This is a genomic window from Pandoraea sp. XJJ-1 (assembly GCF_026802345.1).
Taxonomy (GTDB): domain Bacteria; phylum Pseudomonadota; class Gammaproteobacteria; order Burkholderiales; family Burkholderiaceae; genus Pandoraea; species Pandoraea cepalis.
Map to the genome: position 1 here is coordinate 519,872 of NZ_CP113827.1, position 25,048 is coordinate 544,919.

Here is a 25,048-nt window from a genome sequence, read left to right on the forward strand (position 1 = left end):
TCGCCTTCGGGCGAGACATTGGGAGGTCGGGGTGGGGAACCAGCACGAAACGTGGGTGGCGTCGCCGCAGGTCGAACCTGCGCAACGCGAAACAACGCGCGATCGCCAGGGGCTGCGCGTCGATGGCGCCTTTCTGCGACCGACCTCCCCCGTTTTCACGGCGATTGACGGGCTGTGTCGCGCCACGGTTCACCTCAAGCTCGAAGGTCTGAACCCAGCCGGCTCCATCAAGCTGAAGCCTGCGCTTCAACTCATCGAGGATCTGGAGGATGCGGGCCGCGTTGACGTGAATACGCGGATCGTCGAATCGTCCTCGGGAAATCTCGGGATGGCGCTGGCGATGGTGTGCGCAAATCGCGGCTACCCGTTCACTTGCGTCACGGATCCCAACACGTCGGGTCATGCGATCCGTGCCATGCAGGCGGCGGGCGCGCACGTGGTGCGCGTTGAACGTCGCGATGCGCAGGGGGGGTATCTCGGCACACGCATCGCGTGGATCCGTGAGCAAGTGGCGCGTAACCCGCGTTGGGTGTGGGTCAATCAGTACGCCAACCCAGGCAACTGGCGTGCGCACTATCGATGGACGGCGCCGGAAATCTTCGCGGCCTATCGCAACGTCGACCACTTGTTTGTCGGCGCGGGCACCACCGGCACATTGATGGGCTGCTTGCGTTACGTGCGCGCCCATCGACTGCCGACCCGTGTCATTGCGGTCGATGCCGTCGGTTCGGTGACGTTCGGCGGCCCGCCCGGGCCTCGCCGCATCCCCGGACTGGGCATGAGTTGCCGCCCGGCGTTGTCTGAAGCGTCGCAGGCCGAGCCGCCGGACGCCATCGTCTACGTTGACGAGGCCGAAACCCTCCGCATGTGCCACACGCTGGCCGCGCGCGGTTTGCTCGCGGGCGGGTCCACGGGCAGCGTGTTGCGTGCCGTGCAGTTGTCGTCGGTCGAGATCGCCGCCAGCGACACAGTCGTCGCCGTCGCTCCCGATATGGGCGACAAATATCTCGACACCCTCTACGACCCCGATTGGGCCGCCACCTGTATCGATGGCCGCCCGCGTTCGCCATGCGGACCGTCGCCACTCGTCGATACCGTCGATCCTTCATTGCCATGAACGCACTACCGCTACCGCAATTTCGTGTGTTCACCGGAGCGCAGGTCAGTTCGACTCTCGGGACGCGGAAGGCTGCCGTTCTCGAAACGGTCGAAGCGGCGTATCGCGCGCATCACGCCGGGCGCACCGTCAATCCGGAGAGTCAGTTTCTCCGCTTTCCCGACGCGCAACGCAATCGCATCATCGCGTTGCCTGCGCACCTTCGCGATGACCGCGGCGAGGCGGTGACCGGCATCAAGTGGATATCGAGCTTTCCCGCGAACATCGAACGTGGCATGCCGCGCGCGTCGGCCGTCCTCATTCTGAACGATGGGGCGACGGGCTATCCGATGGCGTGCATGGAAGCGAGCCTCATCAGCGCGGCGCGCACGGCGGCGAGCGCGATCAGCGCGCTACGGTGTCTCGCCAGCGACGCGCTCGCCACGAAGGCGACGGCCAAGACCTCAGCGCGAAGCCTGCGCGTGGCATTTGTCGGCGCCGGCGTGATCGCACGCCATGTGGCCGAGTGTCTGCCGCTCGCGGCACTGCCCATTGGTGACGTGACGGTGCACGACCTGAACCCGGACTACGCCACGGCACTTGCCGCCCGCATGAGTACGCGCCTCGGCTACGACGCGCGTACCGAAGCCTCGCTCGAACGCACCGTTCGTGCGTCGGACGTGATCGTATTCACCACGACGGCGCCCTCGCCCTATGTGAACGACCCGGAATGGTTCTCTCACTGCCCTGTCGTGCTGCACCTCTCGCTTCGCGACCTTGCGCCAGCGGTCGTTCTTGCGTCCCACAATGTCGTCGACGACATCGATCATTGTCTGCGGGCGATGACCTCGCTTCATCTCGCTGAAGTCGAGACCGGTCATCGGCGCTTCGTCACGACGTCGCTGCCGCATTTGCTCTGTGGCGGACAGGCGCCGGTGCGTGATCGACCGATTGTGTTTTCGCCGTTCGGTCTGGGCATCCTGGACATTGCCGTCGGGCGTTGGGTCTATGAACAGTTGGCTGCGCAGCAGGCGCCCATCCCCCATTTTTTCCACGATATGCAACGCGCATGACCTCCGTTACCTGTAGCGCCTCCTTCCCCGCCGCTCACCTCGCTTCGCCTCCCGCCGAAGGCTTCGCCGACGTCCTTGTCGGTCTGCAATATGGCGACGAAGGCAAAGCGAAGATCATCGATGCCCTCGCTGCGGGGTACGACGTGATCGCCCGATTCAATGGCGGCGCCAACGCCGGCCACACCATCGACACGCCCTTCGGCCGCATCGCGCTCAAGCAACTGCCCTCAGGCGTGTTTCATCCCCACGCCACGCTGTACATCGGGTCTGGGTGCGCGCTCAACCCGTGGAAGCTGGCTGACGAGATCGAACAACTCCGCGAGATGGGCGTCTCGCTCGAGGGCCGGCTACGCATCAGTGCGCGAGCCGCGCTCGTGCAGCCCCACCACATTGCGCTGGATCGACGCGGCGGCGGCACGATCGGTACCACGGGTAACGGCATCGGGCCGTGCTACGCGGATCGCGCCCTGCGTGTGCGCAACGACAAACGCGTCAATCTGATGCTCGGCGATCTGCTCAATAGCGAGGCGGACACCGTAGCTTCGATGCGCGATGTCTTCACGCACATGATCAACGCGGACGGGGGAACGTCGCCCTGGGTCGCCGAAATGTCGGATCTGTTGTTGAGCCTGCCGAAAGTCGCCGACACCTTGCGCGCCTACATCGAACCCGATCGAGGATGGCTTGCGAATCGCGTGAAGCAAGGCGCCAGGGTGTTGTTCGAAGGGGCGCAGTCGGTGTTGCTCGATGTCGTTGACGGCTGTCAGCCGTATGTCACGTCGAGCCACACGGTGCCGGCATATGCGTATGTGGGGGGCGATCTGTCGCCGAAGTACCACCGTCGGACCATCGGCGTGGCGAAGGCCATCATGTCGCGCGTGGGGCGTGGCCCGTTTCCGTCGGAGTTGGGGGGCGAGCGCTCTGCGCAATATTGCGATGACGCGTCCCAGTCTCACCTCGGCGTGACCGACGAGCAGGTACGCTTTTCGCCGGAACAACTGCTGCGCTCCAACGATCCGTTCGACGTGGGCACCGCGCTTCGCATGCTCACCGGCGAGTACGGCACGGGGACGGGGCGCCCGCGTCGTATCGGCATGCTCGATCTCGCGCAGTTGCGAGAGGTCGTCAAGGCCCACGCTATCGACTGCGTCTACCTCAACAAGGTCGACTGCCTGGCCCACTACTTCCATTCGACTTATCAGGGCGTGCCGATGCGTGTAAATCGCGACGTGCTGTCCAGCGACGTCATGCCCGACGTGCTGATCTATCCCGGACTGTCCGAGCACTCACTCACACTCGGACGCGAAGGCAAGCTCGACGCCGCCATGCATGGCTTCGTCGATTTCGTCGAGCGGCAAATCGGCGCGCCGCTGGCCGGCATCGGACTGGGGCCGGAACGGGCCAGCCTGGTATCGCTGAGCGCGCATCAACCGGCGCTTGTCGTCGCAGCGTCCCCGCATGTCTGACCGGCATACGGGGAGCAGCGTTGCAACGTGCCTGCCCGGCGATGGCGGATCGGTCGAGCATGGGCAGCGGCCGTGGCGAGACGTCGCCGCCGTGACCCGCGGCGGCGGGGAGGCACCGTTCCCGCCGCTGCGGCCCGAGCACCTGTTCTTCAACCTGTCGCTCATGCCGTATGCCACGCATCCGCTGGTCTGTGAACGCGGTCAGGCGGCTCGGCAGCAGTTGAGTGCGCGCCGTCTGGCCGATTACCTGAACAAGACGGAACGTGTCGAACTACACATCGTGAATCGCGCCATCGAGCAAATGCTCGACATGCCTGGCATCGCGTCGGTCAGCCGTGACGATCTGCTCGCCATCTACACGGACGAGGGATTTCACACGTGGATGATGGAGCGATTCCGCAGACATCTGTTGAAACAGGCGGGGTATGAGCTGGCGCGAACGCCATCGCTGAGTGTCGTACGCGTGCTGGCGTTGTGTGCGGCGGTGCCCGAAACGCATCGCGAGATGGCCATCGTCGCAGCGGCAACGGTGACCGAGACATTGATCACAGGCACGCTGCGGCAGGCGGGGGCCGGTGACGATATCTACCCGCCCGTGCGCGCAATGCTGAGCGAACATGGCGCCGACGAACGACGTCATCAGGCGGCGTTTGTCCGCTTTTCCAGCGAGTGGATTCCGTCGTTATCCCCAGCGGACCGCGCGTTTCTCGACACTCTGCTTCCGGACCTGATGACCGCGTTTCTTGCGCCTGAATTGCCGGTGTTGCGAGCGCATCTATGTGCCGTCGGGCTGGATGCCACTGAAGCCGATCGTGTGATCCGCGAGAGCATCGACCCGCTCGAAGTGGGCGTGCAGATGATGGAAGCGGCGCGGGTGCCACGGCGCTTGTTCGAGCGATTGGGCATGGCCTGCGCGGAACGCTTCGCGCAACAAGCGAGTCGCTGGCGGCCGCCTTGAGCGTCGGCCGGTCGAGCCGCTGACGTGGCGACGCACGCGATCATGCGGCCGAACCGGTTCAACCCGGCGGGCAACGTTGTGCTGTCCCCGCGCTTCGCCGATACACCACCAGGAGAGATCTGTGAATTGCCACTGGCTAGCCCCCGATCTGACCATGAGTGCGGCGGAGTATCGCGCACTCCTTGAGGCGGCGCTCGCCTTCAAGCGCCGCTATCCGCAGCACACGGAATCTGCGCTGCGCGGCCGAACGATCTACTTTCTGTTTTACAACGCGTCGTTACGCACTCGCAGTAGCTTCCAGACCGGACTGTCGCGAATGGGCGGCCATGCGATCGTCCTCGATCCGCTGAACGGGATCTATACGCCCGCGCTACCCGAGGCGGAGATTCCGTACTCAACGGAGCGCGTGGCCGACGTGGCGCGCGTGCTCTCATCCTATGGCGACGCGATTGCCATTCGCATGTATGGCGCACCGGCCGGGTGGGTGTACGGTGCGGCGCATCGTCATCTCGAAGCTTTTTCTCAGTCGAGTCGGGTGCCCGTCATCAACATGGAGTGCGACCGCTTTCATCCGTGTCAGGCGCTTGCCGATGTGATGACGATGCGTGAGCAATTGGGCGGGCTGGCCGGCCGGCGGCTGTGCATCAGTTGGGCGTATTCCGGTAGCTGGCACAAGCCAGTGGCCGTGCCGCAGAGTCTGTTGCTCGCCGCAGTGAAATCCGGGATGGACGTGACGCTTGCGCATCCGCCATCGCTCGGCCTCGATCCGCAGGTGATGACCGCGGCCACGCGGTTCGCCGAGCAGACCGGGGCGCGTCTGCGCGTGACCCACGATCTGCGCGACGGCGTGACCGATGCGCACGCCGTTTACGCCAAATCGTGGTGCAGTCTCGCGCATCTTCCGCAACGTCACGGCGATCCGGTCGACGAGGCCGTCATGCACAACGTCTTCGAGCGGTACCGGGACTGGTGCGTCGACGCCGACGTCATGCGACGCGCAGCGCCCGACGCAGGCTACCTGCATTGCCTTCCCGCTGACCGGCGGCAGGAGGTGACGGACGACGTGATCGATGGCCCGTCGTCGTGGGTTTTCCTCCAGGCCGCGAATCGACTTCATGCGCAGAATGCCGTGATGGCGCACCTGCTGAATCCGGGGTGCCTCGCGTGAGGCCGCCGTTTTCGTATCACTACGTGTGCGTGAGGTGTGCAACGCCGCAGGCGTGGGGCGCGATCCGTTATCGCTGCCCCGTGTGTGGGCAGAATCTTCGCATTCAACGGCGGGCGGACGCGGATTCGCCATGCGCCGCGGACATCGTGAATACGTTTCAGGGACGGGGAATGTGGCGATATGGCGCACTCCTTCCGGTTGAAGCGCACTGGGCGAGCCGGTTGGTCGTGGGCGCCACGCCGTTGGTCGATTGCGGCGACGACAGCGGCGTCCGTCTCTGGGTGAAGGATGAGGCGCGGAACCCAAGCGGATCGCTCAAGGACCGCGCCACCGACGTGGTGCTGGCGGTCGCCAAACGCGCCGGGTGCCAGCATGCGGTGACCGCATCGACCGGCAATGCCGGTGCGTCGCTGGCGTGCCTCGCGGCGTCGCAGGGAATGTCGGCCACCGTGGTCGTGCCGGCAAGCACGCCTCGCGTGAAGCTCGCGCAGATTCGCGCATATGGGGCGAAGGTCTGCGAGGTCGAGGGCAGCTACGACGACGCCTTCGACATCGCCGAGCGCATGGCCGACGACGCCAGCGTGTGCTGTCGCAATACGGGCATCAATCCCTTCACGCGCGAGGGGAAGAAGACATGCGCGTTCGAGATGGCGGAAGCGTTCGATTGGCGTGTGCCCGATTGGGTCATCGTGCCGACGGGGGACGGCAACATTCTGTCAGGCATCGCGGCGGGGTTTCTCGATCTCTATTCGCTCGGCATTACCTCCGCCATGCCGCGATTGCTCGCGGCGCAGGCCGACAGCGCAAGCAGCATCACGCGCGATTGGCGCGCCTGCGACGATGCCATGGCCTTGCCTGCGTCGCCCACGCAGGTCAGCCCGGACACCGTGGCCGACAGTCTGGCGGTCGGTCGTCCGCGCGATCATTTCGCGGCCCTGCATGCCTTGCGTGCCACGCGCGGCGCGTGCGTCGCACTCAGTGACGCACGGATCATGGTGGCGGCGCGCAATCTCGCGCAGCGCTTCGGCCTGTGGTTCGAACCGTCGACGGCCGCCGGCTACGCCGCATTGGGCGAGTGTCTCGCGACGGGGCGCATCGAGCCCCGGTCGCGCGTGGTGCTGCTCGGGACGGGAAGCGGCCTGAAATCTCCGCAGTGTTTTGACGCTGTGACGCCCGGCCAACTGCGGGGCTATGTCGAAGCTGCGCCGCGCCGCATGCCTGACGACCCAGGATACGTGCAATCGGAGGCGCAGCCGTGATCCGCCCGCGCATCATTGTGCTCGGTGCCGGGGTCAGCGGCCTGACGACGGCCGTGACGATGGCGTTGGCCGGGTGCGACGTCGTTATCTACGCGGCAGAGGGGCCGGCGCAGACGACGTCGGCGCTCGCGGCGGCCATCTGGCATCCGTTTTATCAGGCGCCCGACCTCGTCTATCTCGAACGCGCCCGGCAAACCTACGCGACGATGCGTCGCCTGTCCGCCGACGCGGCGTCAGGCGTGCGGATGCGCGTGCTCACCGAATATTTTCAACGCGATGCCGGGCCGCCGTGGTGGACGGAATGCGCCAGCGGTCTTGAGCGTCTGGCGCCAGCGGACGTGCCGTCGCGTTTCGCCTGCGCTTACCGCATGGACGTGCCCGTGGCCGACGCAGCGGTCTATCTTCGCTACCTGATGACGCTGTTCCTCGAACTCGGCGGCCGGTATGTGGCGCAGCGCGTCGGCGATCCGGCGTCGTTGCTCGGTGACGCCGAGCACGTCGTGAATTGCTGCGGTTATGGAAGCCGGCCGTTTGGCGACAGCGATTTATCGTTGTCGCGCGCCATTGTGCTTCGGGCAGAGCGCGACGCCGCCGTGCGCGGCTGCTTCATCGACGATTCCGATCCGCAGGCGCCGACATACGTGGTCGAACGGAACGAGGACATCGTACTGGGCGGCACCGCCGATCCCGACCTGACGTCGACCGTGATCGGCGAGCGGCAGGTCGAGGACATCGTACGCCGATGCACCGGGCTGTGTGATGGCGTCGCCGCGCTGCGTGTCGTTGAAGTCCGCCTCGGATTTCGGCCGATGCGACGGGTGACACGGGTGGCGCGCGACGCGGACCACCCGTGTCTGCTTCACAACTACGGCCATGGGGGCGGGGGCTTCACGTTGTCGTGGGGATGCGCCAATGAGGTGCTTCGGCTCACGGGCGTGGCATCACACAACTAGCCCCCGCCTTCGGATAGCAGGCGAGGGATGACAACCTTGGGAGACGACATGGAACTGGATCCGGCGACGCTCGACGAGGCAAGTCGCTACAACTTCATGATGAGTACGATTCTGCCGCGGCCGATCGCATGGGTCAGTACCGTCGATGCGCAAGACCGGCCGAATCTGGCGCCCTATGCGTACTTCATGGGCGTGTGCTGTGTGCCGATGACGGTACTGTTCTGCCCGGTGGTGCCGCCGGCACCGAAGCGAAAGAAGGACACGTTGCTCAACGTCGAGTCGGTGCCGGAGTTCGTCGTGAACGTGGCGAGCCTGTCGTGTATCGAGGCCGTGAATCTCTCGGCGGCGCCGTTGCCGCCCGGCGAGTCTGAGTTCGCGCTCACCGGCATGACCCCGGTTGCCTCGTCGCGCGTGCGGCCGCCGCGGGTTCAGGAGGCTGCGGTCGCGTACGAATGCCAGGTCCGCGACATTATCGAGATCAGCGCCGCGCCGGGCGGCGGATGGGTCGTGCTCGGCACCGTCGTTGCGGTCCATGTCGACGACGCGTTGCTCGACCCTGTCACGCATCACGTGGATTTGCAGACGCTCCGTCCCGTGGGGCGATTGGGCGGCGGATCGTTCGTGAATGCCGCGAGCGACACCTTCACGTTGACGCGATACAAGACGCTCGCCGATCTTGCGGCGCGGAGCCAATGACGGGCGACACGCTGCCGGCGAAGTCGTCCAGCAGGCCGTAATCGCTCGCCAGCTTCGCGGCCCGATGGCGGCTCGAGACGTCGAACTTGCGCATGACGCTGCGCAGATGAAACACCACACCATGCTCGGAGAGCGTGAGAATGCGCCCGATTTCCCACGACGTCTTGCCGCGCGCCACCCACCGCAGACACTCGCGCTCGCGCGGTGTCAGCACAGGGGCGCCGTGATGCACGGCGTCGCGTTGCACGATGCGCCACACGGCTTCATGCACATGCATCGCCAACAACGCGCCGGCATGCGGCTTCCAGGCAGGCGCGCCGAGTGCCCGCCCATAGCAGGGAGGCGGGCGGGTCGATGAGAGGCTTAACATGCCCGACGCGCCCGACGGCGTGAATACCGGATACGTCACTCCGTAGCGCATGCCCGCGGCGCGCTGTTCGCGAAGCAGCCGCCGGGCATCGGGCGATGTATAGAGCGTTGGCGTCCATTCGACGGGGGTGAGTTGCCGGCTGGCGCGCGCCAGCACCGGATCGACGTTCGCGTAGCGCTGAGCGTCGTAGTGCGCTTGCCACGCCTGCGGCAAGTTGCCGAGTCGAGGCGTTGCCCGTTTCCCGCCTGGCAGAGGGAAATGTCCGCGATAGCTGAAATAACGGTGGCTGAGCGAGCCGCACAACGTTTGCAGCAGGGCGCACAAGGCATGGAAGTCGGTGGCGGAGCGCAAGGCGCTCAGACCGTCGGCAAACGAGCGGGGAGTGACGCAACGCGTGGCACGCATGGCATGGCGAGGTGGGGAACAGGTTTCGGTTTTAGCACGCGTTGTATCGTCGCGCGCATCGAGGGTCGCCAAGGGGCCGGCGCGCATCCGCCGTGCAGCCGCCGCGGCGCGCCGCCTCAGGGCGCGACATAACGTCGCACGCGCCCCATGGTGCCGTATCGACGGTTGACGGATATCGGACGAATCCCGCATCGCAGCGAAGGCGGCCGGAGTGCTCCGCGTTGCGCGATTGGCGTGACGCGGTGCTGGACTAGTGGGGTGACGGTCGTTGGCGAGGGGCGCTTCGGGTAGTCAGGACACCGCAACGAGTCGTCGCGTTGCTGCAATGTGTCAAACCGATGACGCATAGGGAGTATCCCGTAGTCGCTTCGCCGTCGCGATTTCAGACTAGGGGAATAAACGGATTTCCCTTTTGCATCAATGAGTTCAGGAGAATGCTATGGTGCGCCAAATACTCGGTATCAATGTTGTCGCTTGGAGAAGGCGCGTTCTATAATGCGGCAGTTTGTCGCGGCCCGGACGCAGCAAGTTCCCGGCCGTCGGACATGAAAGACCCAAAATGCCCCACGGGTGACGGCGATGCTCGCAGCCTCTTCTTCCGATGCCGATTCGGTGACGAAGGAATGGAAGCACAAGCGCAACTGCGCGATATCGCCGCGCCAGTTTGTCCTGTTCTACCTGTCGTTGGCCGCCGTGTCGCTGGGTGTTGCCTTGATTGCGGCGTGGCGCGGTGGGTGGTTGGTCTTGCCGTTCACAGGCCTGGACTTGCTCGTGGTGGGCGTTGCGTTTGTCATTCATGCCCGGCATGCCACAGATTACGAGGTCATTCGGTTGTCGCCCGTGAGCCTTGTGGTCGAGCAACGTTCAGCACAGAGGTTGACGCAGTACGAGTTCAATCCCCGCTGGGTGCGCATCGACATCGAGAAGCCGCCGCGTTTGCGCATTGTCTTGCGCTCGGGTAGCCGCTCGGTCACTGTCGGTGCCTACCTTGCGCCGCATCGCCGCGAAACGTTTGCGCGCGAGCTGCGCCGTTGTCTTGCCCAACAGGCCTGAGAGATGGAGACAATCTCGGGCGACCGCCAGGGAGGTTTGGATGGTAATTTTGGGTAAGGAAGCTATGAAAAAAACGAAACACGCCTTGGCGGCCTTCCTTGCGGGCGCCTCGCTGCTCGCCTGCGTTCCGGCCCTGGCGGCGGTCACGGACATGCCCGGGGGGCCGGCCGTCAACGAACTCAACTTCCAGCCGCCGGTCACGAAACTCGCGCAAGAGCTTCACAGCCTGCACACCATGATGTTGATCATCTGCCTGGTGATCTTCCTCGGCGTGTTCGGCGTGATGTTCTACTCGATCTTCAAGCACCGCAAATCCAAGGGCCATCAAGCCGCGAATTTCCATGAAAGCACCACGGTCGAAGTGATCTGGACCGTCGTGCCGTTCATCATCGTGATTCTGATGGCGCTGCCCGCCACGAAGACCGTGGTCGCCATGAAGGACACCACCAACGCCGATCTCACGATCAAGGTCACCGGTTATCAGTGGAAATGGGGTTATGACTACCTCAAGGGCGACGGCGAGGGCATCAAGTTCCTCTCCACGCTCACCACGCCGCGCAGCCAGATCGACGGGGAGTCGCCGAAGAGCAACACGTATCTGCAGGAAGTCGACAACCCGATGGTCGTGCCGGTCAACAAGAAGGTGCGTCTGATCACGACGGCCAACGACGTCATTCATTCGTTCTACGTACCGGCCTTCGGCATCAAGCAGGACGCGATTCCGGGCTTCGTGCGCGACACATGGTTCAAGGCTGAAAAGGTCGGCGAGTATCGCGGCTTCTGCACCGAGCTGTGCGGCAAGGAACACGCATTCATGCCGGTCGTGGTGAAGGTCGTCTCGGAAGCGGACTACAACACGTGGGTCGAGTCGCAGAAGAAGCTGATGGCCGCGTCGGCCGACGATCCGAACAAGACCTACACCGTGCAGGAGTTGATGGAGCGCGGCCAGAAGGTCTACGCGTCGAATTGCGCGGTGTGCCACCAGCCGAACGGCAAGGGCGGCGGCGCCTTCCCGGCGCTCGACGGCTCGAAGATCGCGAACGGACCGGTGGCCGATCACATCAGCATCGTGCTGCATGGCAAGAATGCGATGCCTAACTGGTCGCATCTGAACGATGTTGAGCTTGCGTCGGTGATCACATTCGAGCGCAACTCGTGGGGTAACAAGACCGGCGACGTGATTCAGCCGGCACAGGTGCGCGAAGCGCGTGGCAACAAGTCGGCCAAGGCCGCAGGGGCTGCCGACGCTGGCGCAGCGAAGAACAGTTAAGTGCCGTTCGACCAGTTCGAGGAAGGAGATTGGGTATGAGTTCCATCGCTCACGATCACGTGGCGGGTCACGACGATCACGCGCACGACCATCCGCATGGGTGGCGTCGCTGGCTGTTCGCGACGAATCACAAGGACATCGGCACGATGTACATGATCTTCTCGTTTGTCATGCTGCTCTCGGGCGGCGTGATGGCGTTGATGATCCGTACGGAGTTGTTCGAACCGGGCCTGCAGTTCATTCGTCCGGAGTTCTTCAACCAGCTCACCACCATGCACGGGCTGGTGATGATTTTCGGCGCGATCATGCCGGCGTTCGTGGGGTTTGCGAACTGGATGATCCCGCTGCAGATCGGCGCGTCGGACATGGCCTTCGCGCGCATGAACAACTTCAGCTTCTGGCTGCTGCCGGTCGGCGGCCTGCTGCTGCTCTCGTCGTTCCTCGTGCCGGGCGGCGCCACGGCAGCCGGCTGGACGATGTACGCGCCGCTGTCGGTGCAGATGGGGCCGGGCCAGGATCTGGCGATCTTCGGCGCGCACATTCTCGGCGCGTCGTCGATCATGGGCGCGATCAACATCATCGTGACCATCCTCAACATGCGCGCGCCGGGCATGACGCTGATGAAGATGCCGATGTTCGTGTGGACGTGGCTGATTACCGCCTATCTGCTCATCGCCGTGATGCCGGTGCTCGCCGGCGCGATCACGATGCTGCTTACGGACCGTCACTTCGGCACGTCGTTCTTCAACGCGGCGGGCGGCGGCGATCCGGTCATGTATCAGCACATCTTCTGGTTCTTCGGACATCCGGAGGTGTACATCATGATTCTGCCGGCGTTCGGGATCGTCTCGCAGGTGATTCCGGCGTTCTCGCGCAAGCCGCTGTTCGGCTATAGCTCGATGGTCTACGCCACGGCGTCGATCGCGATCCTGTCGTTCATGGTGTGGGCGCACCACATGTTCGTGACGGGCATGCCGGTCACGGGCCAGCTCTTCTTCATGTACGCCACGATGCTGATCTCGGTGCCGACGGGCGTGAAGGTGTTCAACTGGGTTGCCACGATGTGGAAGGGCTCGCTCACGTTCGAGACGCCGATGCTCTTCGCCATCGGCTTCCTCTTCGTGTTCACGATGGGCGGCTTCACCGGCCTCATGCTCGCCATGGCGCCGCTCGATATCCAGATGCACGGTACTTACTACGTGGTGGCGCACTTCCACTACGTGCTCGTGGCCGGTTCGCTCTTTGCGCTCTTCTCAGGGTTCTATTACTGGGTGCCGAAGTGGACAGGCCACATGTACAACGAGTGGCGTGGCAAATTCCACTTCTGGGGAACGCTCATCTCGTTCAACGTGACGTTCTTCCCGATGCACTTCCTGGGGCTGGCCGGCATGCCGCGTCGCTATGCGGACTACCCGGCGCAGTTCACGGATTTCAACCAGGTGGCGACGATCGGCGCGTTCGCCTTCGGCCTGATGCAGGTGTACTTCCTGTTCTTCGTGGCGCTGCCGACGTGGCGCAGCGGCCCGGCGGCCGAAGCGAAGCCGTGGGATGGTGCGGAGGGCCTCGAGTGGACGGTGCCGAGCCCGGCGCCGTTCCATACGTTCGAGACGCCGCCGAAGGTGCATTGATCATGGCTGCGACTCGCGAGCAACGCGCGAAGAACCTGCGCACGGGGCTGATCCTGGGCTCCGTCGTGCTGGTGTTCTTCTTCGGGGTGATGATCAAGGTCAAGCTGGTGGGCGGCATCTGATCCGGGCGTCCCGTCGCACCGACGGGATGCTCGGTACGAGAAGCCGGTTCACGACGGCACACGGCAACCGACGGCATCGGAGGACTGACGGCCGTCAAGCGGGGAACCGGCAAGGCGAATATGAGCGGTTTGCGACGAATCAATGTGCGCACCTTCAGCAAGCTTCTGCTGATGGTCGTGGTGATGTTTGGCTTCGGTTACGCCATGGTGCCGTTCTACCGGGCGTTCTGCAATCTGGTGGGTATCAACCAGTTGGGCGATCGCGCGACCGAGATCACCGCTCGCAATTCGCAGGTCGACGAAAGCCGCACGATCACCGTCGAGTTCGACGCCAATGCCCAGGGCCCGTTGCGCTTCAAGCCGGCGAAGAGCAGTCTGACGGTGCATCCGGGGCAGATCGCTACCATCGAGTACGAAGTGGCGAATCAGCAGTCGCATGAGGTGCGTGCACAGGCGATTCCCAGCTATGCGCCGGCGCTGGCCGCGAGCTACTTCAAGAAGATCGAGTGCTTCTGCTTTACGCAGCAGACACTCAAGGCCGGAGAGGCCAAGGAATACCCGGTGGTCTTCGTGGTGGACACGAAGCTGCCCAAGGATGTGAATACGATTACGCTGTCCTATACTTTTTTCGATCTCGGCAAGAACGACGTCAGTCCGCGCGCGGATACCGCAACCGGTGCCCAGGCTGGCGAGTTGAACGCAGGACCGACGGGGGGAGGCAAGGGCAGCAATGGATGACTTGAAGGAGGCGACCCAGCGCAAGCTGTCATTCGTCCAGACCATCAAAGCCGTGTTCTGGTCGTTTTTCGGCGTGCGCAAGGGGCGTGATCATGACCGCGACATGGCGCAGCTCAACCCTGTGCATCTGATCGTCGCGGGGCTGATCGGAGGCATCCTGTTCGTCGTGGCGCTGGTATTGCTGGCGAAGCTCGCCATTCGGCTCGCGACGTGAGTGGCATCGACAAAGAGAACCAAGCCTGGAGAGATAAGAATGAGTGGTCAACACCAAACGGCGCCTTACTACTTCGTGCCGGCCCCGTCGCGCCATCCTGTGAGCTGCAGTGTCGGCCTGCTGGTGGTGCTCGGCTCGGCGGCCGCGTGGGTCAATGGACAACCGTGGGCCCCGTGGACGGCGCTGGCCGGCCTGCTGTGGGTACTGTGGGTGCTGCGTAGCTGGTTCGGCGACTCGATTGCCGAGTCCGAGGGCGGCCTGTACGGCAAGCGCATCGACGCGTCCTACCGCTGGGGCATGAGCTGGTTCATCTTCTCCGAGGTGATGTTCTTCGCGGCGTTTTTCGGCGCACTGTTCTACGCCCGCACCCTGGCGATGCCGTGGCTCGGCGATCTCGACAACAAGCTGCTCTGGCCCGACTTCAGCGCCGTGTGGCCGAACGCCGGCCCGGCCGGCGTGGTGGACGCCTTCGAGACGATGGGCCCGTGGCCGATCCCCACGCTCAATACGGCACTGCTCTTGACCTCGGGCGTCACGCTGACGATCTCGCACCACGCGCTGCGCGCCAACCATCGCGCCCGCGCGATTTTCTGGCTGTTCGCCACCGTCGCGTTGGGCTTCACGTTCCTGGGCTTCCAGGCGTACGAGTATCACCATGCCTACACCGAGCTGAACCTGAAGCTGACCTCAGGCGTGTATGGCTCGACGTTCTTCCTGCTCACCGGCTTCCACGGCTTTCACGTGATGTTGGGCGCGATCATGCTGACCGTCATGATGGTGCGCATGATGAAGGGGCACTTCACACCGGAGCATCACTTCGGCTTCGAGGGCGCCGCGTGGTACTGGCACTTCGTCGACGTGGTGTGGCTGGGACTGTACGTGGTGGTCTACTGGCTCTGACGCCGACAGCCGCCTGTGCATCGGGGGAACGCCGCCGGATTCCGGCGGCGTTTCCTTTTGCAGTGATGGCGGGGATGGGCGAGGCGAGAGGCGGATGCGGACGCAATGCGGCTTTATGTCGCACGACCGCCGCCGGCCGGCAAGCCATGACGCCGCGCGATGACCCGTCGCATGACGTGGATCGAACCCGTGGGGTGGGCATGGGGTGCGGCGTTTTGCCGCAGAGAAGCGGCGCGGGACTCAGTATCGTATGCCCGTGCTGTGAATCCACCCCATCCAGTTGGCGAACAGGATGAGCAGGAACAGCGTCACCGACAGGCCGACGCGCACCATGAGCGAATGCACGGTGCGATTCGATCCGCCCTTGTCCCGCATCATGAAAAACAATGCGGACGCCAGACTGCCGAGAATCAGGACGAAGGCGATGGCAACGATAATGCGCATGATGTGTCCGATCACAATGATGCGACATTATCGGGCAACGAACACGCGCTGGCACGCTGCAATGCGGTGTGTTGATCGCCCGCCTGCGTCGCGATGTCAGACAAGGAATGGATGTGTTGAAAACCCTTTTGCGCGGTATGCGCCCGGTGCCGGCGGTGCTGGTGCTGTTTGCCGTGATGCTGACGGCGGCGCTTGGTGTGTGGCAATACGATCGTGCCCAGATGCGTCTGGCGCGTCAGGCGCAGATCGAGCAGGCCGAACACGCGCCGGTACTCGTGCTGGGTGCACAGGCTTACACGCTCGGTGACGTGGCGAACCGGCGCGTGCGCGTCACGGGACGCTTCCTGCAGAACCGCGTGGTGTATCTGGACAATCGTCCCCGCAACGAACTGCCCGGTTTCTATGTGGTGATGGCGCTGCAGATCGCACCGGATCACGTGGTGCTCGTCAATCGGGGATGGTTGCCCCGCGATTTGCGCGATCGCACGTCGATCATGCCGTACGCGACCCCAGCCGGTGACGTCACCATCGAAGGCCTGGCGCAGCCGGACCCGTCGCGGGCGTTCGAGTTGGGCAAAGGCGGTTCTGCGCCGGGGATGACGATTCGCCAGAACCTCGACGTGGCGGATTACGCGCGCGAATCGGCGCTGCCGCTACAGCCGTTCGTCATCATGCAAACGAACGACACGGGCGATCATCTGTTGCGCGACTGGCCTGCGCCGGCCAGCGGGGCGGATCGCAACTACGGGTATATGGCGCAGTGGGCCGGCATGTCGCTGGTGCTCGCGCTGCTGGGCTTGCGTCTGGCGTATCGGCGAGGACGCCGGTTGGCGGCGTCCCCCGACAACCACTTCAAGCGGGCATGAGGCGAACATGAGTACAGAGGTGAATCCCGGGCACGCCGACGGCCCCGCCATCGACCCGGCGCAGCGACGCCGAGCGCGGCGTATGTTGGTGCTGCTGTTCGTCGTGTGTGCGGCGCCGGCGTTGGCGGCGTACCTGATGTATTACGTCTTCAAGCCGCAGGGCGGCACGTCGGCCTACGGCAAGCTGATCGAGCCGCAGCGTCCGCTGCCCGCGCTGGTGGCGCGCGACGACGAGACGGGGCAGACGCTGCCGCTGTCGTCGCTCAAAGGCAAGTGGCTGATGATCAGCGCGGACACGGCCGCTTGCGACGAGAATTGCGTGAGCAAGCTCTTCTACATGCGGCAGATTCGCGTGTTGCAAGGCAATGAGCGCACGCGCGTGGAAACGCTCTGGCTGGTGACGGATGCCGCCTCCGTGCCGCAGAAAATCGACAGCGCGTATCCGGACACGCGCCGTCTGCGCGTCGATCCTGCCGCACTGGCCGCCTGGCTGCCAACGCAGGACGGCACCCAGGTGAGCGACCACATCTATCTGGTCGATCCGCTGGGCAACCTGATGATGGCGTTCCCGAAGCACGCCGACCCGAGCAAGATCAAGCGCGATCTGTCGCGTCTGCTCAAGTGGTCGGGAACGGGTTGAGGGGCGAGACCCGACAACTGCAACGAGACCGTGTGCAATGGCGCACCGGACATGACGAAGACCTGACGTAAAACCGATGCTTTACCTTCTGGAACTGGGCTTTATCGGCCTGTGTATCGCGGTGCTGCCGCTGGGCTGGGTGCTGCTGCGCCGCGACGCGAACAAATACCGCAAACTGGCCTGGGTAACGACCTTTCTCACGCTCGACCTGATCATGTTCGGCGGCTTCACGCGGCTCACGGATTCGGGGCTCGGGTGTCCTGACTGGCCGGGCTGCTACGGCACGTCGTCGCCGTTCGCCGCCCATGAGGACATTCATGCCGCGCAGTTGCTGCTGCCGAGCGGTCCGGTGACGTTCGTCAAGGCGTGGATCGAGATGGTTCACCGCTACTTTGCCATGGCCGTGGGCGTGCTCATCATTGCGCTGATGGTGACGGCCTGGGTGAAGCGACGCGAACTGAAGCAGTCACCCTGGCTCGCCACCTGGCTGTTTGTGCTCGTTTGCGTGCAGGGTGCGTTCGGCGCCTGGACCGTCACGATGAAGCTTCAGCCAGTGATCGTCTCGACACATTTGATGTTGGCGCTCACTTTATTGGCGTCGCTCGTTTGGTTGGCATCGCGCCAGATGCCGCTCGCCAGCGTGGCGGCCGACCCCGGCGCGCTGCGCTGGCGCTGGGCCGCACTCTTCGGACTGGTGTTGCTGGTGTTCCAGATCGCGCTCGGTGGATGGGTGAGCACCAACTACGCAGTGCTTGCCTGTACCGATTTCCCGACGTGTCAGGGCCAATGGGTGCCGCCGATGGACTTCCATAACGGCTTCAGGCTCTGGCGCGCGCTGGGGAAAACGGCCGGTGGCGAGGTGATTCCCATGGACGCGCTGGTCGCGATCCATTGGGTGCACCGCACGTTCGCGGTGGTGGTGGTGGCGTATCTGGCCTGGCTGGCGAGCCGGTTGCGACGTTTTGCCGCGCTCAGAAAGCCATCGATCCTGGTATTGATCCTGGTGTTCGTGCAATTCGCGACCGGATTGTCGAACATCGTTTTCCAATGGCCGCTGCTCAACGCCATCGCCCACAACGGCGGGGCGGCGATCCTGCTGCTATTGCTCGTTATGTTAAACTTCCGCATCCGCGCCGCCAAAACGGCGTTAATGGCGGCCCGCCTGAGCGATCAGGCTGATGACCTTCCGGCCCGCCAGAAGCCCCTTCCAGCAGCGCAGCCGGCTGCCGCTCCACTCGCCGGCGCCCCGACTGGCTCGGCGTAGCGCATTGCCTCTGAGTGTATGAAAAGCACGACCCTTCCCCATCCGCCAGCGAGCCGTATCGCACAATACTGGGCATTGACCAAGCCCCGTGTGACGCAGCTCGCCGTGTTCTGCGCCGTGATCGGCATGTTCCTGTCCACGCGGGGCATGGTGCCGCTGCAGGTGCTGATCGGCGGCACCCTCGGTATCTGGCTTCTGGCTGGATCCGCCTTTGCCGTGAATTGCCTGATCGAGCAACGCGTCGACGCGCTGATGCGCCGCACGGCGTGGCGGCCATCCGCCCGTGGCGAGATCGCGCCGTGGCAAATCATCGTCTTCTCGACGATCCTCGGCGCAACGGGCATGGCGGTGCTCTATACGTTCACCAATGCGCTGACGATGTGGCTCACGTTGGCCACGTTCGTCGGCTATGCGCTGATCTATACCATCATCCTCAAGCCGTCCACGCCGCAGAACATCGTAATCGGCGGCGCGTCGGGGGCCATGCCGCCGGCGCTCGGCTGGGCTGCCGCCACCGGTGCCGTGCCGGCGGACGCCTGGATACTGGTGCTCATCATCTTCGTCTGGACGCCGCCGCATTTCTGGGCGCTCGCGCTCTATCGCCGTCAGGATTATGTGAATTCGGGGCTGCCCATGCTGCCGATCACGCACGGCGAGAAATACACGCGTCTGCAAATCCTGCTCTACAGTGTGGTGCTCTTCGCGGTGTCCCTGCTACCGTTCGCGCATCGCATGAGCGGTTACGTGTACCTGATTTCGGCGGTCGTGCTCTCGGGCATCTTCCTCGGCTACGCGATCAAGCTGTGGCGCCACTATTCCGATGCGCTCTCGCGATCGATGTTCCGCTACTCGATCATCTACCTGTCGCTGCTGTTTGCCGCACTGCTGGTGGATCATTACGTTCAGATCTTCCTGCTCGGCTAAGCCCTTGCCGTTGGCGTTGCAGTCACGGGTTCGTGGTCCACAGTCGTTTGAGTCACGATGACAGGCGCGTTACGGTATTCCTGACCGGCGCGCCTGTTGTCTTTGCGCGACGCATTTTTTCATCCGTTTTTGGGGCATTCGTTCATGAATCTGGCTGTCATCTGGTTGCGTCGCGCGCTGTTGCTGATGGGACTCACCGTGCTGCTCGCCGCCTGCGGCAACGACGGCCCGACGTTCCAGAGTCTCGATATCACCGGCAACAAGGCGTTTGCACAAAACTTCTCGCTGCAGGATCCGCAGGGCAAGACGCGCACGCTCGCCGACTATAAGGGCAAGGCGGTGGTGCTGTTCTTCGGCTACACGCATTGCCCAGACGTTTGCCCGACCACGATGGCGCAGCTCAATCAGGTCATGCAGAAGCTCGGTCCGGACGCGCAACGCGTGCAGGTCGTATTCGTGACCGTCGATCCGCAGCGCGATACGCCGGAACTGATGGGGCAGTATGCGCCTGCGTTCAACCCGACGTTCGTGGGGCTGCGTCCGGCCGACGATGCGGCGCTCAAGGCCGTTACCCAGTCGTTCCGCGTCGTGGTGAACAAGGTGGAAGGCTCCACGCCGACCAACTACACCATCGACCATACCGCGGGCATCTATGTCTTCGACCCGAGCGGTCAGTTGCGCCTGTTCATGCGTCCCGACGAATCGGTCGATGCGATGGCCAAGGATCTGCACACGTTGCTGAGCTGAGTCGGCATCGCGCGTGGCGTACAAAAAAATCGCGCCCTGAGGGGCGCGATTTTCACTTCTGCCGACCCGGCCCCGAGCGGGAGCGCTCAGGGGCCATTGCCTTCCTGACTGCGGCGTTCGAGGTCGTCATGCGCTTCGAACCACATCACATTGATGATGCCGAACGCGAGCGCGAGGCCGAGGCCGAGAATCCAAGAGAAGTACCACATGTCGCGACTCCTTGATCAATACATCGTGTGCGGGTTGTCGTTGACCGTCTCGATCGTCACGCGTCCACGAATCACGCGATACACCCAGCCGGTGTAGAGCAGGACGATGGGCAGGAAGACGACGACGGCGATGAGCATGATTTGCAGCGTGAGCTGACTCGAGGTGGCGTCCCAGACCGTCAGGCTGTTGCCGGGCACAGTAGCCGAGGGCATCACGAACGGGAACATCGAGAAGCCCGCGGTGAGGATGATGCCAGCCATCATCAGGCCAGTGACGACGAACGTCCACGCGTAGGCCCGGCTGGTCGCCAGCAGGGCCGCGAGCAGGGCGCACAAACAGGCAACGATCGGTGCCGCCATCATCCACGGGTACGTCTGATAGTTCGAGAGCCAAAGGCCGGGCCCCGTCGTGACCTGCTTCAGGAGCGGGTTGGCCGGCGAGTCGGTCGCGGCCATCTTCGTGATGGCGAAACCGTCGACATGCGTGGCGACGAGCACGCCCGCCACGAGGAACAGCAGCAGCGTGCCCAGCGCGGTGAGGCGCATGATGCGTCCGGCACGTTCGGCCACGATCGGATCGGCCTTCATGCGCAGATGGGCCGCGCCGTGCGTGAGCAGCATCAGCAGGCTCACGAGGCCGCACAGCAGCGCGAACGGATTGAGCAGCGCCCAGAACGAGCCGGTGTACGTGGAGCGCATGGTGTCGTCGAACGAGAACGGCAGGCCGAGCAGCAAGTTACCGAAGGCCACGCCGAACACCAGCGACGGCACCACGCTGCCGGCGAACAGCGCCCAGTCCCACGAATTGCGCCAGCGTGCGCTCGGCAGTTTGTTGCGGTAGTCGAAGCCGACCGGGCGCAGGAACAACGCGAAGAGCACGAGCAGCAGCGCCCAGTACAAGCCCGAGAACGCCGCCGCGTAGACGAGCGGCCAGGCGGCGAACATGGCGCCGCCCGCCGTCACGAACCAGACCTGGTTGCCTTCCCAGGTGGGCGCGACCGTATTGATGATGACGCGGCGCTCCGCGTCGGTCTTGCCCAGGAAGGGCAGCAGCGTGGCCGTGCCCATGTCGAACCCGTCGAAGAAGGCGAAGCCGATCAGCAGTACGCCGATGAGCACCCACCAGACCAGCTTGAGTACGGTGTAATCGATCATCATGATGTGGTGTCTCCCTGACGATCAGACCGAAGCCGTCGGACGCTTGCCAACCATGGCCGCGCCGTCGGTCCCTTCGGTCTCGAAGTGATAGCGGCCGGTGTGCAGCGACGACGGGCCGAGCTTGACGTACTTCACCATCAGGAACATTTCGACGATGAGCAACGCGGTGTAGAAGATGATGAAGCCCGCGAGGCTCAGGTACAGGTCGGTTGCCGAGAGCGACGAGACCGAAAGGTGGGTCGGCAGCACGCCGGCGATGGTCCACGGCTGACGCCCCATCTCGGCGACGATCCACCCGAATTCGATGGCGATCCACGGCAGCGGAATCGCCCACACCGTCCAGCGCAGGAACCACGCCGAGCGAGGCTTGAGCAGACGACGACGTGCGCACAGCCAGAACGCCCAGAGGAACGTGAACAGGAACAGGAAGCCCAGCGCGACCATGACGCGGAACGACCAGAACACGGGCGCGACGGCCGGAATCGTATCGTTGGCGGCCAGGCGGATCTGCTCAGGCGTGGCGTCGACGACGTTCGGCGTGTACTTCTTGAGCAGCAGACCGTAGCCGAGATCGTCCTTGTATTTGTCGAACTCGGCGTGCATGGCCGGCGACGTGTCGCCGCCGCGCAGCTTCTCGAGGGCCGCGAAGGCGAGCATGCCGCGCCGGATGTTCTCCTCGTGTTCGTCGCGCAATTGCGTGAGGCCGATCACCGGCGTGTCGATCGAGCGCGTGGCGATCAGGCCCATCGCCCAGGGAATCTTCACCGCATAGTCCGTGCGCGCTTCCTTCTGGTTCGGGAAGCCGAACAGCGTGAACGATGCAGGCGGCTTGGCCGTCTCCCATTCCGCTTCGATGGCGGCGAGCTTGACCTTCTGCACTTCGCCCGTGGTGTAGCCCGATTCGTCGCCCAGCACGATGACCGACAGCGTCGAGGCCAGACCAAAGCCGGCCGCGACGGCGAAGGAGCGCAGCGCGAACGGCACGTCACGGCGCTTGAGCAGGTACCAGGCCGAGATGCCGAGCACGAACATGGCGGCGGTGACGTAGCCGGCCGAGAGCGTGTGCACGAACTTCACCTGGGCCACGGGGTTGAAGATCACGTCCCAGATACTGGTCAACTCCATGCGCATGGTCTCGTAGTTGAAGTGCGCGCCGACCGGATTGTTCATCCAGCCGTTGGCCACGAGAATCCACAACGCCGAGAGGTTCGAGCCCAGTGCCACCGCGAACGTGGTGGCCAGGTGGCCGATGCGCGAGAGCTTGTTCCAGCCGAAGAAGAACAGGCCGACGAACGTGGCTTCGAGAAAGAACGCCATCAGGCCTTCAATCGCAAGTGGCACGCCGAAGATGTCGCCCACATAGTGCGAGTAGTACGCCCAGTTGGTGCCAAACTGGAATTCGAGCGTGAGGCCGGTGGTCACGCCCATCGCGAAGTTGATCAGAAAGAGCTTGCCCCAGAACTGGGTCATGTCCTTGTAGATCGGCTTGCCGGTCATCACGTAGACCGATTCCATGATGACAAGCAGCCACGACAGGCCCAGGGTGAGCGGGACAAACAGGAAGTGATACAACGCCGTTATGGCGAACTGCAGGCGCGAGAGGTCAACGACTTCGCTACTGATCATGGCGGACACCTTGACTTGGGGTGGGGGATGGCGCTTCGACGGCTTGCGGCCCGATCAGGGCGCGCGCCACGACATCCGGCGGCAATTGCATGTGCTTGGCCATCGGAGCGTCGAAGAACGCGTGCTTCAGGATGAAAAGGAGTGCTACCTTGATCGCGAGGACGATCAGGATTTCGAACATGAAGCGGGACGGGCGGTTGCGCCAGCGCTGCATCGCCCAGGCACGCAGGGCGGCGATGGCAGGACGCGACGCCGCGACAGGCGCGGCCGTGGCGGGAGGCTTCAGACTGCTAGGAGAGTGGGTGTCCATCCGTGACGGCTCCTGGCGTCGAAAGTCGTTGTGTCGGAAACCGCGTCGACTTTCGCCGCATTTTGCCTCATCGCTTGAAAATGTCAAACCGCGGCGCGGGGGCGGATGACACGCCGACGACGCCAGTTCGATGCGGATTCGAAACACGGGTCCGGCGCAGCGAACGGCCCCCGGGCCGTCCTTCGCACGTAGCATGGCCACGTACAGACAGATTGATTCTATCGACCGCGCTCGCCGACGACATTGCGATGCATCAAGTTCGACGCAAATGAAGCGCGAACTTTCGAAGTCCAATAAAAAAACCCCGTGGATCTCACGGGGTTTCGGTGCCGGCGATGTCGTGTGGCAACGTGTCGCATTGCCGTCGACAATCCGATCGAGGTGTTACGCCGAGGCTTGCAGCGCGCCCTTCATCTTCTTCATTGCGGCGACTTCGATCTGACGGATGCGCTCGGCAGACACGCCGAATTCGTCTGCCAGCTCGTGCAGCGTGGCGCCGCCGCTGCCGTCGTCGGCCACCGACAGCCAGCGCGCTTCGATGATGCGGCGGCTGCGTGCGTCGAGACGGCCGAGGGCCGTTTGCAGGCCATCGCTTTGCAGACGGTCGCGCTCGCGTGCGGCGATCACGGCGGTCGGCTCCTGGTGCGAGTCGGCCAGATACGCGATGGGGGCGAAGCTTGCGCTGTCGCTGTCGTCGCTATGCCCTTCGAGGGCGATATCGCCGCCCGACATGCGCGTTTCCATCTCGACGACGTCTTCGCGCTTGACGTTCAGATCGCGGGCGACCTGATCGATCTCGTCCGGCGTGAACGCCTGCAGGCCTTGCTTCTGGCTGCGCAGATTGAAGAACAGCTTGCGCTGGGCCTTGGTCGTCGCAACCTTGACCGTGCGCCAATTGCGCAGCACATACTCGTGAATCTCGGCCTTGATCCAATGCATGGCGTACGACACGAGTCGCACCCCCTGGGTCGGATCGAAGCGCTTGACGGCTTTCATCAGGCCGATGTTGCCTTCCTGGATCAGGTCGGCGTGCGGCAGACCGTAGCCGAGGTAGTTACGCGCGATCGACACCACCAGGCGCAGGTGCGAGAGCACGAGCTGACGGGCGGCTTCGAGGTCGTCGTTCTCGCGCAGACGCTTGGCAAGCGACTGCTCTTCCTCGGCGGTAAGCAGCGGAATACGATGGACGGCTTGAATATAGCTTTCGATATTGCCCAGACTGCCCGGCAGCATCAATGCAGACGGGGCAAACGCAAGGGCTCGCGAAGTCGGCGCCGTGCCGGTGGCCGGCGTCGTCGGATGCAAAGTGGCGGCAGTACTCAAGTGGCAGACTCCTGGTTAGCCTCTGGAAAGCATTTTAGCACTCTCTTCGAATGAGTGCTAAAGACGTTAGAACCCTTACCGGGCGGGAAGTTTCCGCAATCTCGGGGTTTTCCAGCACCCCCCATCAAACGGGGAAAGTCACTGGCGCAAACGTCACGCGGATGGTGT

The 25,048-nt window shown here is 63.9% G+C and carries 26 protein-coding genes and 1 pseudogene; 20 read left to right on the forward strand and 7 right to left on the reverse strand.

Features of this window, described 5'->3' with window-relative positions:
• Window positions 1-31: 31 nt before the first annotated feature.
• The 8 genes from sbnA to OYT13_RS02365 all read left to right on the forward strand — a co-directional run bounded on the left by sbnA (window position 32) and on the right by OYT13_RS02365 (window position 8,669).
• The gene (sbnA, locus tag OYT13_RS02330; RefSeq protein WP_157211378.1) at window positions 32-1,117 is read left to right on the forward strand and encodes a 2,3-diaminopropionate biosynthesis protein SbnA; all 1,086 of its coding nucleotides are present in this window, start codon (window positions 32-34) and stop codon (window positions 1,115-1,117) included.
• Window positions 1,114-2,169: a 2,3-diaminopropionate biosynthesis protein SbnB gene (gene sbnB, locus OYT13_RS02335; protein WP_017232698.1), complete on the forward strand. Its 1,056-nt coding sequence runs from the start codon at window positions 1,114-1,116 to the stop codon at window positions 2,167-2,169. Before sbnA ends, sbnB begins: the two co-directional genes overlap by 4 nt.
• Window positions 2,166-3,635, forward strand: a complete 1,470-nt coding sequence (locus OYT13_RS02340; protein ID WP_017232697.1) for an adenylosuccinate synthetase — start codon at window positions 2,166-2,168, stop codon at window positions 3,633-3,635. Before sbnB ends, OYT13_RS02340 begins: the two co-directional genes overlap by 4 nt.
• The gene (locus OYT13_RS02345; protein ID WP_083902220.1) at window positions 3,628-4,593 is read left to right on the forward strand and encodes a diiron oxygenase; all 966 of its coding nucleotides are present in this window, start codon (window positions 3,628-3,630) and stop codon (window positions 4,591-4,593) included. Before OYT13_RS02340 ends, OYT13_RS02345 begins: the two co-directional genes overlap by 8 nt.
• Window positions 4,594-4,714: 121 nt before the next feature.
• Window positions 4,715-5,761: an ornithine carbamoyltransferase gene (locus OYT13_RS02350; RefSeq protein WP_157211377.1), complete on the forward strand. Its 1,047-nt coding sequence runs from the start codon at window positions 4,715-4,717 to the stop codon at window positions 5,759-5,761.
• Window positions 5,762-5,907: 146 nt separating this feature from the next.
• A complete protein-coding gene (locus tag OYT13_RS02355; protein WP_157211376.1) occupies window positions 5,908-7,020 on the forward strand; it encodes a threonine synthase in 1,113 nt (370 codons plus the stop codon).
• Window positions 7,017-7,973, forward strand: coding sequence for an FAD-dependent oxidoreductase (locus OYT13_RS02360; RefSeq protein WP_017232693.1), 957 nt, complete (start codon window positions 7,017-7,019; stop codon window positions 7,971-7,973). Before OYT13_RS02355 ends, OYT13_RS02360 begins: the two co-directional genes overlap by 4 nt.
• Window positions 7,974-8,021: 48 nt before the next feature.
• Complete coding sequence (locus OYT13_RS02365) at window positions 8,022-8,669, forward strand: flavin reductase family protein (protein WP_017232692.1); 648 nt, start codon at window positions 8,022-8,024, stop codon at window positions 8,667-8,669.
• Here OYT13_RS02365 and OYT13_RS02370 read toward each other — a convergent pair.
• The gene (locus tag OYT13_RS02370; protein ID WP_268567195.1) at window positions 8,617-9,444 is read right to left on the reverse strand and encodes a helix-turn-helix transcriptional regulator; all 828 of its coding nucleotides are present in this window, start codon (window positions 9,442-9,444) and stop codon (window positions 8,617-8,619) included. The genes OYT13_RS02365 and OYT13_RS02370 overlap by 53 nt on opposite strands.
• 579 nt (window positions 9,445-10,023) lie before the next feature.
• Between OYT13_RS02370 and OYT13_RS02375 the strand changes: the two genes are divergently transcribed.
• The 7 genes and pseudogenes from OYT13_RS02375 to OYT13_RS02405 all read left to right on the forward strand — a co-directional run bounded on the left by OYT13_RS02375 (window position 10,024) and on the right by OYT13_RS02405 (window position 15,369).
• Window positions 10,024-10,497 carry a DUF2244 domain-containing protein gene (locus OYT13_RS02375; RefSeq protein ID WP_017232690.1) on the forward strand — a complete coding sequence of 158 codons (474 nt, stop codon included), beginning with the start codon at window positions 10,024-10,026 and terminating at the stop codon, window positions 10,495-10,497.
• A 40-nt stretch (window positions 10,498-10,537) separates the two neighbouring features.
• Window positions 10,538-11,755 (forward strand): annotated as a pseudogene (coxB, locus tag OYT13_RS02380) (cytochrome c oxidase subunit II); the annotation flags it as partial.
• 47 nt (window positions 11,756-11,802) lie between these two features.
• Entirely contained in the window at window positions 11,803-13,395 is a 1,593-nt protein-coding gene (gene ctaD, locus OYT13_RS02385; RefSeq protein ID WP_017232688.1) for a cytochrome c oxidase subunit I, read from the forward strand.
• Window positions 13,396-13,397: 2 nt separating this feature from the next.
• Window positions 13,398-13,517, forward strand: a complete 120-nt coding sequence (locus OYT13_RS02390; RefSeq protein ID WP_017232687.1) for a cytochrome oxidase small assembly protein — start codon at window positions 13,398-13,400, stop codon at window positions 13,515-13,517.
• Window positions 13,518-13,637: 120 nt separating this feature from the next.
• Entirely contained in the window at window positions 13,638-14,255 is a 618-nt protein-coding gene (locus tag OYT13_RS02395) for a cytochrome c oxidase assembly protein (protein WP_017232686.1), read from the forward strand.
• Window positions 14,248-14,469, forward strand: coding sequence for a DUF2970 domain-containing protein (locus tag OYT13_RS02400; RefSeq protein WP_017232685.1), 222 nt, complete (start codon window positions 14,248-14,250; stop codon window positions 14,467-14,469). The genes OYT13_RS02395 and OYT13_RS02400 overlap by 8 nt, the downstream gene beginning before the upstream one ends.
• Window positions 14,470-14,508: 39 nt before the next feature.
• Window positions 14,509-15,369: a cytochrome c oxidase subunit 3 gene (locus tag OYT13_RS02405; RefSeq protein ID WP_017232684.1), complete on the forward strand. Its 861-nt coding sequence runs from the start codon at window positions 14,509-14,511 to the stop codon at window positions 15,367-15,369.
• 240 nt (window positions 15,370-15,609) lie between these two features.
• On the opposite strand, the gene OYT13_RS02410 is transcribed toward OYT13_RS02405, so the two are convergent.
• The gene (locus OYT13_RS02410; RefSeq protein ID WP_026131724.1) at window positions 15,610-15,813 is read right to left on the reverse strand and encodes a twin transmembrane helix small protein; all 204 of its coding nucleotides are present in this window, start codon (window positions 15,811-15,813) and stop codon (window positions 15,610-15,612) included.
• Between the two features lie 137 nt (window positions 15,814-15,950).
• On the opposite strand from OYT13_RS02410, the gene OYT13_RS02415 reads away from it, so the two are divergent.
• From OYT13_RS02415 to OYT13_RS02435, 5 genes are all read left to right on the forward strand, one after another.
• Window positions 15,951-16,679 (forward strand): SURF1 family protein, encoded by a 729-nt coding sequence (locus OYT13_RS02415; RefSeq protein ID WP_442796478.1) that lies wholly within the window; start codon window positions 15,951-15,953, stop codon window positions 16,677-16,679.
• Between the two features lie 7 nt (window positions 16,680-16,686).
• A complete protein-coding gene (locus tag OYT13_RS02420; protein WP_039829973.1) occupies window positions 16,687-17,319 on the forward strand; it encodes an SCO family protein in 633 nt (210 codons plus the stop codon).
• 76 nt (window positions 17,320-17,395) lie between these two features.
• A complete protein-coding gene (locus OYT13_RS02425; RefSeq protein ID WP_268567197.1) occupies window positions 17,396-18,583 on the forward strand; it encodes a COX15/CtaA family protein in 1,188 nt (395 codons plus the stop codon).
• An 18-nt stretch (window positions 18,584-18,601) separates the two neighbouring features.
• Window positions 18,602-19,507 (forward strand): heme o synthase, encoded by a 906-nt coding sequence (cyoE, locus tag OYT13_RS02430; protein ID WP_261939303.1) that lies wholly within the window; start codon window positions 18,602-18,604, stop codon window positions 19,505-19,507.
• A 144-nt stretch (window positions 19,508-19,651) separates the two neighbouring features.
• Entirely contained in the window at window positions 19,652-20,254 is a 603-nt protein-coding gene (locus tag OYT13_RS02435; RefSeq protein ID WP_026131723.1) for an SCO family protein, read from the forward strand.
• A gap of 86 nt (window positions 20,255-20,340) precedes the next feature.
• On the opposite strand, the gene cydX is transcribed toward OYT13_RS02435, so the two are convergent.
• From cydX to rpoH, 5 genes are all read right to left on the reverse strand, one after another.
• Complete coding sequence (gene cydX / locus OYT13_RS02440; protein ID WP_017232677.1) at window positions 20,341-20,463, reverse strand: cytochrome bd-I oxidase subunit CydX; 123 nt, start codon at window positions 20,461-20,463, stop codon at window positions 20,341-20,343.
• A gap of 15 nt (window positions 20,464-20,478) precedes the next feature.
• On the reverse strand, window positions 20,479-21,615 hold the full coding sequence (gene cydB, locus OYT13_RS02445) for a cytochrome d ubiquinol oxidase subunit II (RefSeq protein ID WP_026131722.1): 1,137 nt from the start codon (window positions 21,613-21,615) through the stop codon (window positions 20,479-20,481).
• Between the two features lie 27 nt (window positions 21,616-21,642).
• Window positions 21,643-23,247, reverse strand: a complete 1,605-nt coding sequence (locus OYT13_RS02450; protein ID WP_017232675.1) for a cytochrome ubiquinol oxidase subunit I — start codon at window positions 23,245-23,247, stop codon at window positions 21,643-21,645.
• Window positions 23,237-23,557 (reverse strand): cytochrome oxidase putative small subunit CydP, encoded by a 321-nt coding sequence (gene cydP, locus OYT13_RS02455; protein WP_017232674.1) that lies wholly within the window; start codon window positions 23,555-23,557, stop codon window positions 23,237-23,239. The genes OYT13_RS02450 and cydP overlap by 11 nt, the downstream gene beginning before the upstream one ends.
• A 384-nt stretch (window positions 23,558-23,941) precedes the next feature.
• Entirely contained in the window at window positions 23,942-24,880 is a 939-nt protein-coding gene (rpoH, locus tag OYT13_RS02460; protein WP_026131720.1) for an RNA polymerase sigma factor RpoH, read from the reverse strand.
• Window positions 24,881-25,048 lie beyond the last annotated feature (168 nt).